10 protein-coding genes and 1 tRNA gene are annotated in these 15,295 nt (G+C 70.6%); 3 read left to right on the top strand and 8 right to left on the bottom strand.

The genetic code is table 11. The features are described 5' to 3' along the window. Positions 1 to 129: 129 nt before the first annotated feature. From otsB to ACFW0G_RS30560, 3 genes are all read right to left on the bottom strand, one after another. Positions 130 to 2,667 carry a trehalose-phosphatase gene (gene otsB, locus ACFW0G_RS30570; protein ID WP_378328893.1) on the bottom strand — a complete coding sequence of 846 codons (2,538 nt, stop codon included), beginning with the start codon at positions 2,665 to 2,667 and terminating at the stop codon, positions 130 to 132. 38 nt (positions 2,668 to 2,705) lie between these two features. Further along, entirely contained in the window at positions 2,706 to 4,175 is a 1,470-nt protein-coding gene (locus tag ACFW0G_RS30565) for a trehalose-6-phosphate synthase (protein WP_378328892.1), read from the bottom strand. A 78-nt stretch (positions 4,176 to 4,253) separates the two neighbouring features. Then, a complete protein-coding gene (locus tag ACFW0G_RS30560) occupies positions 4,254 to 5,795 on the bottom strand; it encodes a threonine/serine exporter ThrE family protein (protein ID WP_378328891.1) in 1,542 nt (513 codons plus the stop codon). 366 nt (positions 5,796 to 6,161) lie between these two features. On the opposite strand from ACFW0G_RS30560, the gene ACFW0G_RS30555 reads away from it, so the two are divergent. Next, positions 6,162 to 6,234 (top strand) — tRNA-Thr (locus ACFW0G_RS30555). Positions 6,235 to 6,399: 165 nt separating this feature from the next. Here the strand turns inward: ACFW0G_RS30555 and ACFW0G_RS30550 are convergent. From ACFW0G_RS30550 to ACFW0G_RS30540, 3 genes are read right to left on the bottom strand one after another with little or no spacing between them, the layout of a single operon-like run. Then, a complete protein-coding gene (locus ACFW0G_RS30550; RefSeq protein ID WP_378328890.1) occupies positions 6,400 to 9,249 on the bottom strand; it encodes a BTAD domain-containing putative transcriptional regulator in 2,850 nt (949 codons plus the stop codon). A gap of 33 nt (positions 9,250 to 9,282) precedes the next feature. After that, positions 9,283 to 9,945, bottom strand: a complete 663-nt coding sequence (locus tag ACFW0G_RS30545) for a response regulator (protein ID WP_378328889.1) — start codon at positions 9,943 to 9,945, stop codon at positions 9,283 to 9,285. Next, positions 9,942 to 11,162, bottom strand: coding sequence for a sensor histidine kinase (locus ACFW0G_RS30540; RefSeq protein WP_378328888.1), 1,221 nt, complete (start codon positions 11,160 to 11,162; stop codon positions 9,942 to 9,944). Before ACFW0G_RS30540 ends, ACFW0G_RS30545 begins: the two co-directional genes overlap by 4 nt. Before the next feature lie 166 nt (positions 11,163 to 11,328). Between ACFW0G_RS30540 and ACFW0G_RS30535 the strand changes: the two genes are divergently transcribed. Together ACFW0G_RS30535 and ACFW0G_RS30530 are read left to right on the top strand one after the other, a co-directional pair. Further along, positions 11,329 to 12,666 (top strand): cytochrome P450, encoded by a 1,338-nt coding sequence (locus ACFW0G_RS30535; protein WP_378328887.1) that lies wholly within the window; start codon positions 11,329 to 11,331, stop codon positions 12,664 to 12,666. A gap of 24 nt (positions 12,667 to 12,690) precedes the next feature. Continuing rightward, positions 12,691 to 13,659 (top strand): S41 family peptidase, encoded by a 969-nt coding sequence (locus tag ACFW0G_RS30530; RefSeq protein ID WP_378328886.1) that lies wholly within the window; start codon positions 12,691 to 12,693, stop codon positions 13,657 to 13,659. Between the two features lie 15 nt (positions 13,660 to 13,674). On the opposite strand, the gene ACFW0G_RS30525 is transcribed toward ACFW0G_RS30530, so the two are convergent. Together ACFW0G_RS30525 and ACFW0G_RS30520 are read right to left on the bottom strand one after the other, a co-directional pair. Further along, on the bottom strand, positions 13,675 to 14,895 hold the full coding sequence (locus ACFW0G_RS30525; protein WP_378328885.1) for an RNA polymerase sigma factor: 1,221 nt from the start codon (positions 14,893 to 14,895) through the stop codon (positions 13,675 to 13,677). Further along, entirely contained in the window at positions 14,892 to 15,260 is a 369-nt protein-coding gene (locus ACFW0G_RS30520; RefSeq protein ID WP_378328884.1) for a YciI family protein, read from the bottom strand. Before ACFW0G_RS30520 ends, ACFW0G_RS30525 begins: the two co-directional genes overlap by 4 nt. Positions 15,261 to 15,295: the final 35 nt, after the last annotated feature.

Below are 15,295 nucleotides of genomic sequence, written 5' to 3'. Positions count from 1 at the left end.
TTAAGGCCACCTTACGGGCGTCACACGCCCGTAAGGTGGCCTTAACGGCATGACGTGCCACCGGGGGCGGAAGGTAGTGAAGGCCTCCTTCACGGCGCTGAGCGCTGTGAAGGAGGCCGAACGCGAGAATCAGGCGGGGTGTTCGGCCAGGAGGTTCGCGCAGCGGATCAGGCCCAGGTGCGAGTACGCCTGCGGGTGGTTGCCCAGCGAGCGTTCCGCGATCGGGTCGTACTGCTCGGGGAGCAGGCCGGTCGGGCCCGCCGCCGCCACGATCTGGTCGAACAGTTCCTGCGCCTCGGTGCGCCGCCCGGTGAGCAGGTACGCCTCGATCAGCCACGCGGCACAGATGTGGAAGCCGCCCTCGCCGCCTGGCAGACCGTCGTCGCGGCGGTAACGGTACACAGTGGACCCACTGCGCAGCTCCGCCTCGATCGCGGTCACCGTCTGCTGGAAACGCTGGTCCGACGGGTCGATCAGGCCGGTCAGGCCGACGAACAGCGAGGCCGCGTCGAGATCCGTGCCGTCGTAGGCGGTGGTGAAGGCCTGGACCTCGTCGTTCCAGCCGTGCTCCAGCACGTCGGCGGCGATCTGGTCGCGCAGCGCGGGCCAGCCGCCGGGAATCCCGCGGCCGTACTTCTCGCCCAGCTTCACCGCGCGGTCGATCGTCACCCAGCACATGACGCGCGAGTACACCCGGTGCCGCGGCACGTGCCGCTCTTCCCAGATGCCGTGGTCGGCCTCGTTCCAGCGCCGCGTGACGGCCTCGGCCATCGCGCGCACCATCTGCCAGTCCTCGTCACGCAGCTCGCCACGCGCCTCGGCGAGGGTGCCGACCAGCTCGACCACCGGCCCGAAGACGTCCAGCTGCACCTGGTGGTTCGCCAGGTTGCCGACCCGCACCGGCCGCGAGCCCGAGTAACCCGGCAGCGATTCGATCACCGCTTCGGCACCGATCACGCTGCCCGCCAAGGTGTACAGGGGGTGCAACCGTTCCGGTCCGGCCAAAGTGGACAGAACGCCGTGCAGCCAGCGCAGGTAACCCTCCGCCTCCTCGATCGAGCCGAGGTGCACCAGCTCGCGCACGGTCATCGCCGCGTCGCGGATCCAGCAGTAGCGATAGTCCCAGTTCCGGACGCCGCCGATCTCCTCGGGCAGCGAGGACGTCGCCGCCGCCAGCACACCGCCGCTGTCGGTGTTGCACAACCCGCGCAGTGTCAGCGCCGAACGCAGCACGAGGTCGGTCTGCACGCTGGGCAGCCGCAGTTTGGTCGCCCAGTCGCTCCAGTACCGGCCCGCGCGATCGCGACGCTCCACTTCGGACAGTTCATGCGGGCGGGTGTCCCTGGTGCCGCAGCGCAGTTCCAGCACCACCGGCGCGTCGGCGGTCGGTTGTACCAGCGCCGTCGCGGTGTCGTGCAGACCGTCCGAGGTGATCGTCCACTCGACACCCGGCGAGCGCAGCGCGAACGGCTCCGACGTTCCGAGCACGCGCAGGCCACCCTCGACCTTGGTCAGGGTGACCGGCACGCCACCGAATTCCGGGCGCGGGGCGAACACGACGTCGGCCGCCGCCTCACCGGAGATGACCCGGACCAGGTCCGTCCGATGTGGAGCGCTCTCCGGCTCGAGGTAGTCGGTGACGAGCAGGCGTGACCAGCGCGTCTCGACGGTCATCGTGTTCGGCAGATAACGCTGGCCGAGCGGAAGACCGTTGCGGTGCGGCTTGATGGAGAAGTGACCCGCGCTCTCGCTGCCGAGCAGATCGGCGAACACCGCGGGCGCGTCCGGGCCGGGGTGACACAGCCAGGTGAGCTTCGCGTCCGGCGTCAGCAGCGCGACCGAACGCTCATTGGCCAACATGGACAGTCGCTCGATCGGCGGCGCCGATTCGCCGTACAGCCAGTTCCGCCGCTCCTCCAGCAGGAACGCCAGCACCATCGCGACGTCGACGGTGTCCGGAACCCGGTACTGCGCAAGGGTTTCCCCGTCGCCGACCTTGATGCCGAGGTCCGGACCGGACAACCGGGCAAAGGCTTTCTCGTCCGTGACGTCGTCCCCGAGGAAGATCGCCGCCGTCGCCCCGACCTGATGGCGCAGGATGTCGAGCGCGTGCCCCTTGTCGGTCTGGACCACCGCGAGCTCGACCACCTCCTTGCCGTCCGTGGTCGACACGCCCTCCCATGTGGACGGTCCATTGTGTACGGAAGCCAGCACGCGGCGGCCCGCCTCGTGCTCGGCTCGGCGGACGTGCACGGCGATGCTCGCCGGCTTGACCTCCAGCGACACCCCCGGCACGTCCAGTACCAGCTGTTCCAGCTCGGCCTCAAGCCTGCGGTGCAGTTCGCGGGCCTTCGCGTCGAGCGCGTGTATGAACCCGATGTCGAACTCGGACCCGTGGCTGCCGACGAGGTTCACCTCGGCGGGCAAGCGCGACAGTGTCGCGAGGTCACGCAGGGCGCGGCCGGAAATGACCGCGGTGGTGGTCTCGTGCAGGCCCGCGAGGGACCTCAATGCGCCTACCGATTCGGGCAGCGGCCGGGCTTCGTCCGGGTTGGCCGTGATCGGAGCCAGCGTGCCGTCGTAGTCGCAGGCGACCAGCAGGCGCGGAGTACGGGCGATCTGCACGATCGCACGCCGTAGCTCGGCGGGCAGTGCCTCGGCGGTCAACACTCCTCCTGGAGAGCTCAGGGGGTATGGGGATCGGTCTAGTCGACCGGTTCGGCACCCAACGCCTGCAAGAACGAGCGCGCCCACCGATCGACGTCATGGGTGAGGACCTGGCGACGCATGGCGCGCATCCGGCGACGGCCCTCGGCTGGGTCGAGAGTAATGGCAGCCACCAAAGCGTCCTTCACCCCGTCCAGATCATGCGGGTTGACCAGGAACGCACTGCTGAGCTCGGCCGCCGCGCCCGCGAATTCCGAGAGCACCAGCGATCCGCCGAGATCGTGTCTACACGCGACGTACTCCTTGCACACCAGGTTCATCCCGTCACGCAGGGGTGTCACGACCATGACATCGGCGGCGGAGAAGAACGCGGCCAGTTCGGTGCGATCCACCGATTGGTGCAGATAGTGCACGACCGGGTGGCCCACACGCGCGAACTCGCCGTTGATGCGCCCGACCATCTGCTCGATCTCGCCACGCATGCGCTGGTAGTGCTCGACGCGTTCGCGGCTCGGCGTCGCGAGCTGCACGAAGGTGACGTCCTCCGGCCGGAGACGGCCTTCGTGCAACAACTCGTGCAACGCCTGCAAACGCAGGTCGATGCCCTTCGTGTAGTCGAGCCGGTCGACGCCGAGCAGCACGGTCTTCGGATTGCCGAGGTCACGGCGCAGCTGCGCGGCGCGGTCGGCGACTCCCTTCGTGCGGGCCAGCGTGTCGAGGCCGTTCGCGTCGATGGAGATCGGGAACGCGCCGACCCGGACGGTCCGGTCGCCGACCTGCATGGTGCCCGGCCGGGTGCGGATGCCGACCGCGCCGCGCGTCGATTCGAGCCCGATCAGCTGACGGCACAGCCACAGAAAGTTCTGCGCGCCACCCGGACGATGGAACCCGACCAGGTCCGCGCCGGTCAGGCCGCGCACGATCGGGGCGCGCCACGGCATCTGCATGAACAACTCGACCGGCGGGAACGGGATGTGCAGGAAGAACCCGATCCGCAGGTCCGGCCGCAGCTCGCGGAGCATCGCGGGCACGAGCTGCAGCTGGTAGTCCTGGATCCACACCGTCGCGCCCTGCGCGGCGACTTCGGCGCTGGCGCGCGCGAAGCGCTGGTTGACCTTGACGTAGCTGTTCCACCACGCGCGGTCGAACACCGGGCGCTCCACGACGTCGTGGTAGAGCGGCCACAGCGTGGCGTTGGAGAAACCCTCGTAGTAGTCGCTGTACTCCGCAGAGGTCAGCGACACCGGGTGCAGCACGAGCCCGTCGTCGTCGAACTCCTCGACGTCGACGTCCGGGACGCCGGGCCAGCCGACCCAGGCCCCCTTGCGGGAACGGAGGAACGGCTCCAGCGCGGAGACGAGCCCGCCGGGGCTCGCCGTCCATCGCTGCCCGCCGTCCGCGGTGGGTTCGAGGTCGACCGGCAGCCGGTTCGCCACCACCACGAAATCCGCGGAGTTCTTCGTGCCCCGGTCTGCCAGTACCTCGTTGGAGAATGCCTCGTCCGACACAGCTGCTCCCTCGTTTCCCGGGTCGCGGCCCGGGGGAAACCCTATCGCGAGCCAGGTGACCAGCCGGTGATCGAAGGGTTACTCCAGGCGCCTCTCCGCCGGTTCGAGCGGCCCTGCCATCCGCGGACCGGCCAGCCGGCGTTCCAGCCTGCCCAGCCCGGTGCGCACCGGCTGCGCGAGGTACTCGCCGAGGACAACGCCCGCTGCCAGGGCGAGGCCGATCGCGACCGCCGTCATCAGCGTCGAGATGTTGCCGCCCGGTTCGACGCCGAGCTGGTACAGCCCACGATAGGTCGACAGGCCGGGAAGTAGCGGGGTGATCCCGGACACGGCCACCACGAGTGGGGTAACCCGCAGCCGCCTGGCCATGACGCCGCCACAGAAACCGACCAGCGTCGCCGCGATCGCGGACGAGCTCACCGCGTCGAACTTCGTCAGCATGAGCGCGCCGTACACGACCGCCCCGATCGCGCCCGCCGCCGCGGCGACGAACATCGCGCGGATCGTCGAGTACGACGCGAGCGCGAAGCACGCGGCCGCCCCGGCGCCGCCGACGACGATCACCGGCAGGTGCTGCGGGGTCGAGCTGACGACCTCGGGCAGCGGGGTGCGCGGCATCTCGAGCATGACCGCGATCCGCAGCGCGAGCACGACGCCGGTGATCAGCCCGGCGGTCATCAGCGCCGTCTCCATCGTGCGCCCCGCGGCGGTGACGTTGAAGCCGGTGATCGCGTCCTGCACCGCGGACACCGTGGACAATCCGGACAGCAGCACGGTGACCGCGGCCGCCACCACCAGCGTCGGCTGATCGGTGGTGAGGATCTTGGTGTTGACGATCGCCATCGCGGACAGTGTCGCGAACAGGCCGCCGACCACCTGCTGGAAGAAGAACGGCAGCGAGTACCGGTTGAGCAGCCTGCCGATCCGGTCGATCGCGGCGCTGATCACCACCGCCACCAGCGCGATGTCGATCCCACCGCCGATGATCAGCGTGATGAACCCGGCCAGCCCGCCCCAGGCGAGCGTGGCGACCCAGCGCGGGTACGGGTGCGGCGCCGAGGTGATGCGGCGCAGCTCGGCCTGGGCCTGCTCCGCGCCGACGTGCCCGCGGACGATCTTGCGGACGAGGATCTCGACGTCGGTCAGGCGGGTGTAGTCGAGGCTGCGGGACCGGACCACGCGCAGCGCCGTCACCGGCTCGAGCTCGGTGCCGCGATGACACGTCACGGTGATCGACGTGAAGATGACGTCGACCTCGCAGTGCGGGAGACCGAGCGCGGAGGTGAGCGCGAGGATCGTCGCGGTGACGTCCGAGGCACCCGCGCCGCTGGCCATCTGGACCTCACCGATGCGCAGCGCGAGGTCGAGCACGAAGTTGACCGTCGCGTCGTCCGGCAGGGCGGGGCCGATCGCCTCGTCGGAGTCGACCGCGGGCTGTTCCGCGGTGGGCGCTTCGAGGATGTGCCAGGCGCGTCGGCGCAACAGGGGCCGATGTGTCCGGTTGGTGCTCTTCCTGGAACGCTGCTTGCCGTCACGCTGCCGCGGTGGTTCCAGGATCGGCCACTGCGTGGTGTGCGTTGTCGTCTCGGCGTCCTCTTCGGCGCGGCCGTTGACACTCATGCGTCAGCCACCTCCTCTCGTGCTCATCGGGTTTCCCGGGGGACCATCGACGGGCCTGCCCCGACCGTTGCATGGATCAGGAAGTGGCGTCCACCACGTTCGGGGAAGATCATCCGCGACGGCTCTTCCAGCGGCCTGCTTTCGGCCCTGAAGATCGCCTTGACCAGGGGATCTTGCGATAGCCGGGTCAGTGTCGGACCTGAGTGAAGAGTCAAGACGATCACCCGTCCGGACGCACCGGCTGCCGGGGTTCACGCACCGTGCCGTCGTCAAAGGCTGGGATGGTCATCCGGCGGCCGCTCCGGTCGGCCGACCGGTCCACCGATATACTGGGCGTGCTCCTCGGCGTGTGCCGGGGTGGCGTCGGCCGGTATAGCTCAGTTGGTAGAGCATCTGTCTTGTAAACAGAAGGTCAGGGGTTCGAGCCCCCTTGCCGGCTCCCTGCTTCCTTGCCCTGCCGCCGTGCCCGCGTTTGCCTCGATGTGCTGAAGGACGCCTTCGGTGCATCCAGCGCACTGAAAGCGTCCTTCAGCTCGCTCAACGCACTGAAGGCGTCCTTCGGCTCTCCCGCCCTCGCGAAGTCCACAGTGGACGGAAAGCGGGGTCAGTGGCCGGGTGTCTTGCCGAGTTCGAGGACGCGCTGGAACTGTGCCCAGGCGTTCGAGAAGCGCCCGGCCGCGACGTAGCACTCGCCCAGTCGCCGCCGGATCTCCCGCTCCAGCTCGACGCTGGTCTGGTCGGTGACCGCGGTGAGCGCGCGCTGGTGCAGGTCGAGGGCTCGCGGGTGGTTTCCCAGCCCCAGTTCGGCCGAGCCCCAGCGGGTCAGGCAGGAGGCCTGCAACGGCAGGTCACCGACCTGCTCGGCGAGTTCGGCGGCCTGGCGTAACGCCGCGACGGCGTCGGGGTGCTGGTCGAGATCGAGGTGCAGATCGCCGATGAACCGGAGGACCTTCGCGATCAGCCGCGGATTCTCGGCCTTCTCGGCGTAGCGCATGGCCTGGCCGAAGCAGTCCAGCGCCTCCTCGTGCCTGCCGAGGCAGTGCAGCACTGCGCCGAGGTCATTGACCGCCATCCCGGTGAGGCAGTCGTCCTCCAGCCGCAGCGCCAGTTCCCGCATCCGCACCAGGTACGCGACGGACTCGGGATACCAGCCGGACAGCCGCGCGACCACGCCGAGCCCGTTCAGTGCCCGTGCCTGCTCGCGCAGGTCACCGGCCCGGCGGCTGATCGCCAGCGCGTCGGAGAACCAGGCGCGCGACTGCTCGTACCGGTCCTGCATCCCATACGCGATACCGAGGCCGGTACGCAGCGACGACACCATGCGCTGGTCGGACGCCTCATCGACCAGCGGCAGCGCGAGATCCAGCGCAGCGCGGCTTTCGTGGTGACGGCCCTGCCTGCTGAGGTAATGGACGAGGCTGTCGGCGATCCAGCAGGCGTAGTCGGCTTCGCCCACCGCCGCCGCGTACGCGACGACGTCGGTGAGGTCACCGGCGGACGCGTCCAGCCAGGCCACCGCGTCCTGCCAGCCGTCGAACGGGACCGGTCCCAACTCCGGCCCGGTCGGGAAACCGGCCGGGCCCCAGTCGCTCGCGTAGCGGCCCGCGGCGAGGTAGAGCCGGAGGACACCGGTGCGGGCCGCGGCCACCAGGTCGGCGGAGTCCTGCTCGGCGAGGCGCCGCGCGTACACCGCGACCAGATCGTGCAGCCGGTACCGGCCGGCACTGGGCTGTTGCACCAGGCTGGTGTCGACCAGGCTTTCCAACGCCAGCTCGGCATCCCGCGGCGACCAGCCCAGCATCGCCGCCAGCGCGTGCCCGTCGGTCGTGGGCGTCGGTGACAGGCCCAGCGCGCGGAAGGCACGTTGTTCGGGGCTCGGCAACTGCTCGTAGGACAACCGGAACGCCCCCTCGACGCTCCGGTCCTCCGCGGTCAGTTCGCCGAGCCGCCGTTCCCCGTCCGCCAGCCGCGTCACCAGGTATTCGAGCGTCCACATAGGACGGTTCTGCAGCCGCGCGCCCGCGATGCGCAACGCGAGCGGCAGCCGTCCGCACAGCCGCGCCAGATCCCGCACCGCGTCGCGCTCCCGGTCCGCGCGGGACTCCCCGACGATGCTGCTCAGCAGTCCCTCGGCCTCGTCGAGGGCGAGCGGGCCGAGGGAGACCCGCCTGCCGACGTCCAGCCCGGCGAGCCGCCGCCTGCTGGTGGCCAGCACCCGGCTGCCCGTCCCGGCCGGGAGCAGCGGGCGGATCTGCTCGGCGCCCGCCACGTCGTCCAGTACCAGCAGCAGCCGCAACGAGGCCGTCGCGGCCCGCCAGGAAGCCGCGAGTTCGTCGAGGTCGTCCGGCACGTTGTTGACGTCGACGCCGACCGCGCGCAGCAGTCGCCGCAGCGCGCGGTGCGGGGTCAGCGCCTTCCGGCCTTCGGTGTGCCCGTGCAGGTCCACGAACAGACAGCCGTCGGGATAACGCTCGCGTACGAGGTGAGCCACCCGCACTGCCAGCGCGGTCTTCCCCGACCCCGCGACGCCGTCCACCGCGTCGACCGCCGGTGCCCCCGCATCGCTCGGCGCGGTGAGCAGCGCCAGCTCCGTGCTGCGGCCGACCAGTTCGGCGACGTCGGCGGGCAGCTCGTCGCGCACTCGGCTGACCGGCGCGGACGGCCGAGGAGCGGTCGATGGCGGGAGGGTGATTCCGAGGCCGGAGTCGTTGCCGCGCAACACATCCTGATGGACCCGCCGCACCTCGTCGCCCGGTTCGACGCCCAGGTCGTCGATGAGACGGCGGCGCAACTGCGTGTACACGGCCAGCGCGTCGGCACGACGGCCGGAGGCGTACAGGGCTCGCATCGACAACACCGCGAGCGGCTCACTGTGCGGGTACGCGGGCAGCAGGGCCGACAACTCGCCGACCGCGTCCGCGTGCCGTCCCAGTCGCAACTGACGGTCCACTTTCTCCTGAACCAGCGAGATCCGCCGCTCCGCCAGCCGCAGCCGCTGCCCCTCTGCGAACGGCCCCGGCAGCCCGGCGAGGGGCTCGCCCTGGAACAGTTCGAGAGCGTCGGCGTACCGGTCCACCGCGGTCGGCAGATCACCGGACCGCTCGGCCGCACCGGCCTCGGCGACGATCTCGTCCAGCCGGGCGGCGTCGACCCACACATCACCGCTGACGAACCGGTAACCGCCGCGGCTGCGCCCGATCAGCTCCTCCGGGGCGGCTTGCAGGCAGCGGCGCAGGCGGTGGACGTAGACGGGCACGACCTTGGCACCGGTGCCCGGCGGCTCCAAACCCCAGACGCCGTCGAGCAGTTCGTCCCGGCTGACGGTCATGTCCGGCCGCAGCACGAGCGCCGCCAGCATCGCCTGCTGACGGATCGGCCCCAGGTCCAGCTGCTCTTCGCCGTGCCAGGCCCGTAGCGGGCCGAGCACCGAGAACCGCAGCCGAGGCTCGGTCACGAGGGAACGCGGAATAGTCATTTCTTGGCCGTCCTAGCCAGGCGTGACGATGCCGTGGTCGAACGCGTAGACGATCGCCGCGGCACGGTCACGCAACCCCAGTTTGGTGAAGATCCTGCCGATGTGGCTCTTCACGGTGAGCTCGGAGATGACCAGCGCCTCCGCGATCTCCGAGTTGGTCAGACCCCGCCCGAGCGCGCGGAGCACGTCGTGTTCGCGCGGGGTGAGCAGTTCGGGCGCCGGGCCACCGCACCTGGGCGCCGGGGCCTGCCGATACGTCGTGAGCACGCGCGTGGTGACCGTCGGGTCGAGCCACGCGTCGCCCGCGGCGACCGCGCGTACGGCACGGATCAGATCCTCGGCCGCGGAGTCCTTGAGGACATACCCGGCGGCGCCCGCGCGCAGCGCGCCGGCCAGCAGCTCGTCGTCGTCGAACGTGGTCAACGCGAGCACCGGCGGACGGGCGCCGGCCTGCCGCAGCCGCCGCGTCGCCTCGATGCCGTCGACGTCCTTCATGCGCAGGTCCATCACGACGACGTCGACTTCGCCCTCGGCCAGCGCCGCGGGCACGTCGGCTCCGTCGCCGCATTCCCCGGCGATCACGAACCCGTCCCGGCGGCGCAGGATGCGGCGCAGCCCCGACCGGACCAGTTCCTGGTCGTCGACGAGCAGGACGCGGATCTCGGTCTCGGTCATGGCGTCACCTCCTGGCGGGCGTTGGTGGCGGGTTCGTTCTGTTCGGACTTCTGTTGTGGCGGGCTGGGAACCGCGACTTCGACCACCCAGTGCCCGCCGCTGGGCCCGGCGCGGAGGTCGGCGCCCAGCTGGGTGGCCCTGGCGCTCATGCCCGCGATACCGGACCCGCTGGCCGTCTCCGTTGGCGTCCCGGCGGGCAGTGTGTTCCGGATGGTGAGCGTGGTGCCCGTCGCGTCGACACGCAGGCGGACGCGCGCCGCCGCGGTGGGCGCGTGCTTGGCGATGTTGGCCAGCGACTCCTGCGCGATGCGGTAGAGGCCGAGGCCCGCGGACGCGCCGACGACGCTCAGATCGCCGTCCTGCTCGTACCGGACGTCGAGCCCGGCGGCGCGGGTGCGCTCGACCAGCCCGGCGATGTCGTCGATGCCGGGGAGCGGCCGCGTGCCCGTCGACGTGCTGGCGAGCAGCCCGACCGTCCGGCGGATGTCGGCCATCGCCGCGCGGCCCACCCGCTCCGCTTCGGTGAGCGCCTCGACGGCTTCGTCGATGTCGCGGTCCTGCTGGAGGCCGTGCCGGGCCCCGGTCAGATGCAGCAGGGTGATGCTGAGCGAATGCGCGACCACGTCGTGGACTTCGCGTGCGATGCGCTGGCGCTCGGCGAGGATCGCCTGCTCGCGCGCGGCGTCCTGCTTGCCGCGTTCGGCGTTCAGCGCCCGGTGGTACCAGCGGAGCGTCACCCCGCCGCTGAGCCCGAGCAGCACCGCGACGATGTACACCGGATAGCCGGACAGCCCGTTCCACACCTGGGCCACGATCAGTTCCGCGATGCTCAGGCCGGTCACGGTGAAGGCCAGCGTGAGGCTGGCGATCGCGGCGACCTCGGTCGCGAGCAGTACCAGCAGGACCGGCGCGAAGTCCGGGGTCACCGGGTCGGTGAGCAGGATCGGCACGCCGACGAGGACGGCGATCGCGCCCAGCCACGGCGGGATCAGGTTGCCGGTGACGGGCCAGAACATGAACCGCACCAGGATCAGCAGCCCGGCCAGCGCGATCGGCGCCGGCGGGATCAGCGCGTGCCGCTGCACCAGCGCGACGATCACGCCGACGGCGTTCATCACCGTGGTGCAGGTGGGGAGCCACCAGGGCAGGGACACGTCGTAGCGGGCGAGGCTGTCCTCCAGCCGCGCCCGGTACCTGTCCACCAGAGTTCCCCGCACCGCCCCAGCGTAGAAACTCCCGGGGCGTCCCGTCTTGCTGCGGTGGTCGGCACCGGGTATCCGACCGTGGTAGGAGGCCGACTGGGTACCACAGCGCGAGGTGGCCCACCGGTTTCCGGGGCTACTGTCGAGTATCCACTTGGCCGGACCGACCCGGGGGTGTCCGATGACCAGCAGTGATCACCGTTTCGAGCCGAGGATGACGCGCCCGGTGGCGGCCACGCGGTCCGCCGTGGCGTGGGTGCTCAAGTACGGCTTGGCGGGGCTCGCCCTCCGGGTGGGGGCACGCCAGGGCGATCTGCTCGCGCGCAGCGTCGTCGACCCGGCACGCCGGGCCGACCCGTTCCCGGCCTACGACGAGATCCGGGCCAGGGGACCGCTGCTGCCCGGCCGGTTCGTCATGGGGACCGCGAGCCATGCCGCCGCGAACGACATCCTGCGCGGCGACCGCTTCCTGGCCGCGCCCGCGGCGGCGCCGACGAAGTCCCTCGACAAGCTGCTCGACCTCGTGACCGACCCGCGCGCGCTCGGCCCGGTCGATCCACCGTCGCTGCTGGCGATCAGCGCGCCGGAGCACACCCGGATCCGCAAGCTCGTCGCGTACGCGTTCACCCCCAGGGCCATCACCGCCCTCACCGGCCGCGTGCAGGAACTCGCGGACGAGATGCTCGACAAGATCGCGGCCGAGAACACGGTCGACCTGATCGAGGCCTACGCGTCGCTGTTGCCGGTGACCGTGATCGCCGAGATCCTCGGCGTCCCCGAAGAACTGCGGCGGCCGTTCGTCGAGCTGGTGAACGAAGCCGCGCTGTCCCTGGAACCCGGACTGTCCTATCGGGACTACCGGCGTGCCACCGAGGCCGTCCGGAACGGGCACCGGTTCCTCGACGAGCACATCGCGCGGCTGCGCCGGAATCCCGGCGACGACCTGCTCAGCCGGATGATCGAGGCGGCCGACGGTTCGGACAGGCTCACCGACACCGAACTGCGGGTCACCGCGCTCCTGGTGCTCGGAGCCGGGTTCGAGACCACGGTCAATCTCATCGGCAACGCCGTGACGCTGCTGCTCGCCCACCCCGACCAGCTCGACCGGCTCAAGGCGGAACCCGACGGCTGGCCGAACGCGGTCGAGGAGGTGCTGCGGTACGACTCCCCGGTGCAGGTCACGCTCCGAGTGTCCAAAGCGGACACAGAGGTCTTAGGTGTTCCTGTGCGCGAGGGGCAGGCCGTGGTCGTCATGCTCGGCGGCGCCAACCGCGATCCCGACGTCTTCACCGACCCGAACCGCTTCGACACCACCCGCGCCAACGCCCGTGAGCACCTGGCCTTCTCCGCCGGGCCGCATTTCTGCCTCGGGGCGCAGCTCGCCCGGCTCGAAGGGGCCACCGCGCTGCGGACGTTGTTCGAGCGGTTTCCCAATCTGGCGTTGGACGGCTCGCCGACGCGACGCGGTACGCGGGTTCTGCGCGGCTATCGGCGTCTTCCGGTGCGAGTGGGGGCGTAGCGCGGTTTTCGGCATGCTGGGGATGTGACGCGATTTCTGGGGTTGCTGTTTTCGGTCGTGCTGGTCGCCGGTCTCGCGGGCGCGGCACCGACGGCTCGTCCGGTTCCTGCCGTTTATGCCTATCTGGACGGTGCTATCGCGCTGATTCGGAAGAACGCGCTGGACCGCGACCGGGTCGACTGGCCGGTGGTCCGGGCGAACGCGCTCCGGATGGCGGGAGACGCGACCACCACCGCGGACACCTACCCGGCCATCGAGTACGTCATCGCCGCACTGCACAACCGGCACAGCTTCCTCCGCAGGCCGGGCACGATGACGCCTCCCGGTGCGGATGTCATCGAAGTGCCTTCGGGCGGTATGGCAGACGAGCGCGTCGCGCACCTCACCATTCCCCATTTCCAGCTGGATCCGGCCGGTGAACGCCGGTACTTCGAGGCGGGCGTCGCCGCTGTCCGGCAGTTGGACAGCGCCGCGCTCTGTGGCTGGATCGTCGATCTTCGCGACAACGGCGGCGGCAACATGTGGCCGATGCTCACCGTGCTCGCGCCGCTGCTCGGCGACGGGACGCTCGGCGCGTTCGCCGGGCCGGACGGCACGCGAACCGATTGGGTGCTGCGCGATGGCCGGGTGAGCGTGGGCGGGGAGGTCGTGGCAGCGGAGACGAACACCACGCGGCTCGCGCGCCCGCGACCGCCGGTGGCGGTTCTGGCCTCCTCGAACACCGCCAGTTCCGGCGAGGCGACCTTGATCGCGTTTCGCGGGCTGGATCGCGTGCGGACTTTCGGGCAGGCTACCGCGGGATTCGCCACCGCCAACGAGATCTACCCGCTCAGTGACGGTGCGCGGATCATCCTGACGATCGCCCGCGACGTCGATCGCACGGGGCGTGTCTACGACGGCGGTCCCATCGCGCCGGACGTGTCCATTCCCGCGAAAGCGCCGCCCGGCGACGTCGTCGAGGCGGCGCGGGCGTGGCTGCACACTCGGTGCTGAAGTCCATTGAGGCCTTCACGGACCGATCGCCGCGCGTTTGCGGCGCAGCAGTGCGCGTTCGGCGGCGTTTTCGGTGCGTTCCACGGCCGCGTCGTAGGCCTGCGCGGCCTCGGTGTCCCGGCCGAGCCGGTGCAGCAGATCGGCGCGGATCGCTTGGTACAGATGGAAATTCGCCAATTCCAGTTCGTCTACAAGGGACAGTGCGACGGCGGGGCCGTCGATCTCGGCGACGGCGACAGCGCGGTTGAGCGCCACGATCGAGGTCGGGGTGAACGTCAGGAGCTGGTCGTAGAGCGTCACGATCTGCGCCCAGTCCGTGGCCGCCGCGATCGGCGCGTCGCTGTGCACGGCGTTGATCGCGGCCTGGATCTGGTACGGCCCCGGCTGGTCCCGTCGCAGGCAGCGCCGCACGATGCCCTGCCCCTCGGCGATGAGCACGCGATCCCAGCGGTCACGGTCCTGTTCGGACAGCAGGACGAGGTCGCCGCCGGACGTCGTGCGTGCCGCGCGGCGCGACTCGATCAGCAGCATCAGCGCGAGCAGACCCCAGACCTCGGGTTCGTCGGGCATCAGTTCGGCCAGCAGCCGACCGAGCCGGATCGCCTCCGCGCACAGGTCCTCGCGCACGAGCCGGTCGCCCGAACTCGCGGTGTATCCCTCGTTGAAGACCAGGTACACCACCGCGAGGACGGCCCGCAGCCGATCCGGGAGGTCCGCGTCGCCGGGCACGCGGTAGGGGATCCGCGCGTCCCGGATCTTGTTCTTCGCCCGGACGAGCCGTTGTGCCATGGTCGGTTCGGGCACCAGGAAGGCGTGCGCGATCTCGGCGGTGGTGAGCCCGCCGAGCAGCCGCAGGGTGAGCGCGACCCGGACGGCGGGAGCGAGCGCGGGGTGGCAACAGGTGAAGATGAGCCGGAGCCGGTCGTCGCGCACGGGGCCCTCCTCGGCCGGTTCGTCCTCGGCGTGGAGGAGCGCGGCCTGTGCGTGCCGGTCCTCGCGGGACGCTTCGCGCCGCAGCCGGTCGATGGCGCGATTGCGGGCGGTGGTGATGATCCAGCCTGCCGGGCTCGGTGGTACGCCCGACGTCGGCCATTTCTCGATCGCGGCGGCGAAAGCGTCCTGGACCGCCTCCTCGGCGATGTCGATGTCGCCGAAGACGCGGACCAGGACAGCCACCGCACGTCCGTACTCCGCGCCGAAGACGCGTTCGACGTCGGTGGTTTCACGCCTTGTCACGGCCGGCAGTCGTCCGGGGATTCGTCCTGCAGCGGCCGGACCTCGATCGGGAGCATCCCGATCGCCTCGGCGAGCTTGCGTCCCCAGCCGAGCGCCGTGTCGAGGTCGGGCGCCTGGATCACGGTGAACCCGCCGAGATGCTCCTTGCCCTCGGTGAACGGGCCGTCGGTCATCAGGACGTCGCCGTCCTTCACCCGGACGACGGTCGCCGAACTGGCCGGATGCAGCCCACCGCTGAACACCCACGCGCCCGCGTCCCGCATCTCCTGGTTCAGCGCGCGGAGGTTCTTCATGATCGGTTCGAGCACCTCGGGCGCGGGCGGCTCGCCGTCGGGCTGGTAGATGCTGAGCAGGTACTGCTGCATGGGGGCTCCTCCTCGTCGGCTCCGGCACCGTGCCG

The sequence above is a fragment of the Amycolatopsis sp. NPDC058986 genome (assembly GCF_042741125.1).
Classification (GTDB): domain Bacteria; phylum Actinomycetota; class Actinomycetes; order Mycobacteriales; family Pseudonocardiaceae; genus Amycolatopsis.
This window is presented reverse-complemented; position numbering and strand designations above follow the sequence as displayed.

Coding starts and splice junctions, on each gene's coding strand:
- ACFW0G_RS30560 (WP_378328891.1), bottom strand. CDS start 5,795: ATGAGTGTCAACGGCCGCGCCGAAGAGGACGCCGAGACGACAACGCAC.
- ACFW0G_RS30545 (WP_378328889.1), bottom strand. CDS start 9,945: ATGACCGAGACCGAGATCCGCGTCCTGCTCGTCGACGACCAGGAACTG.
- ACFW0G_RS30535 (WP_378328887.1), top strand. CDS start 11,329: ATGACCAGCAGTGATCACCGTTTCGAGCCGAGGATGACGCGCCCGGTG.
- ACFW0G_RS30520 (WP_378328884.1), bottom strand. CDS start 15,260: ATGCAGCAGTACCTGCTCAGCATCTACCAGCCCGACGGCGAGCCGCCC.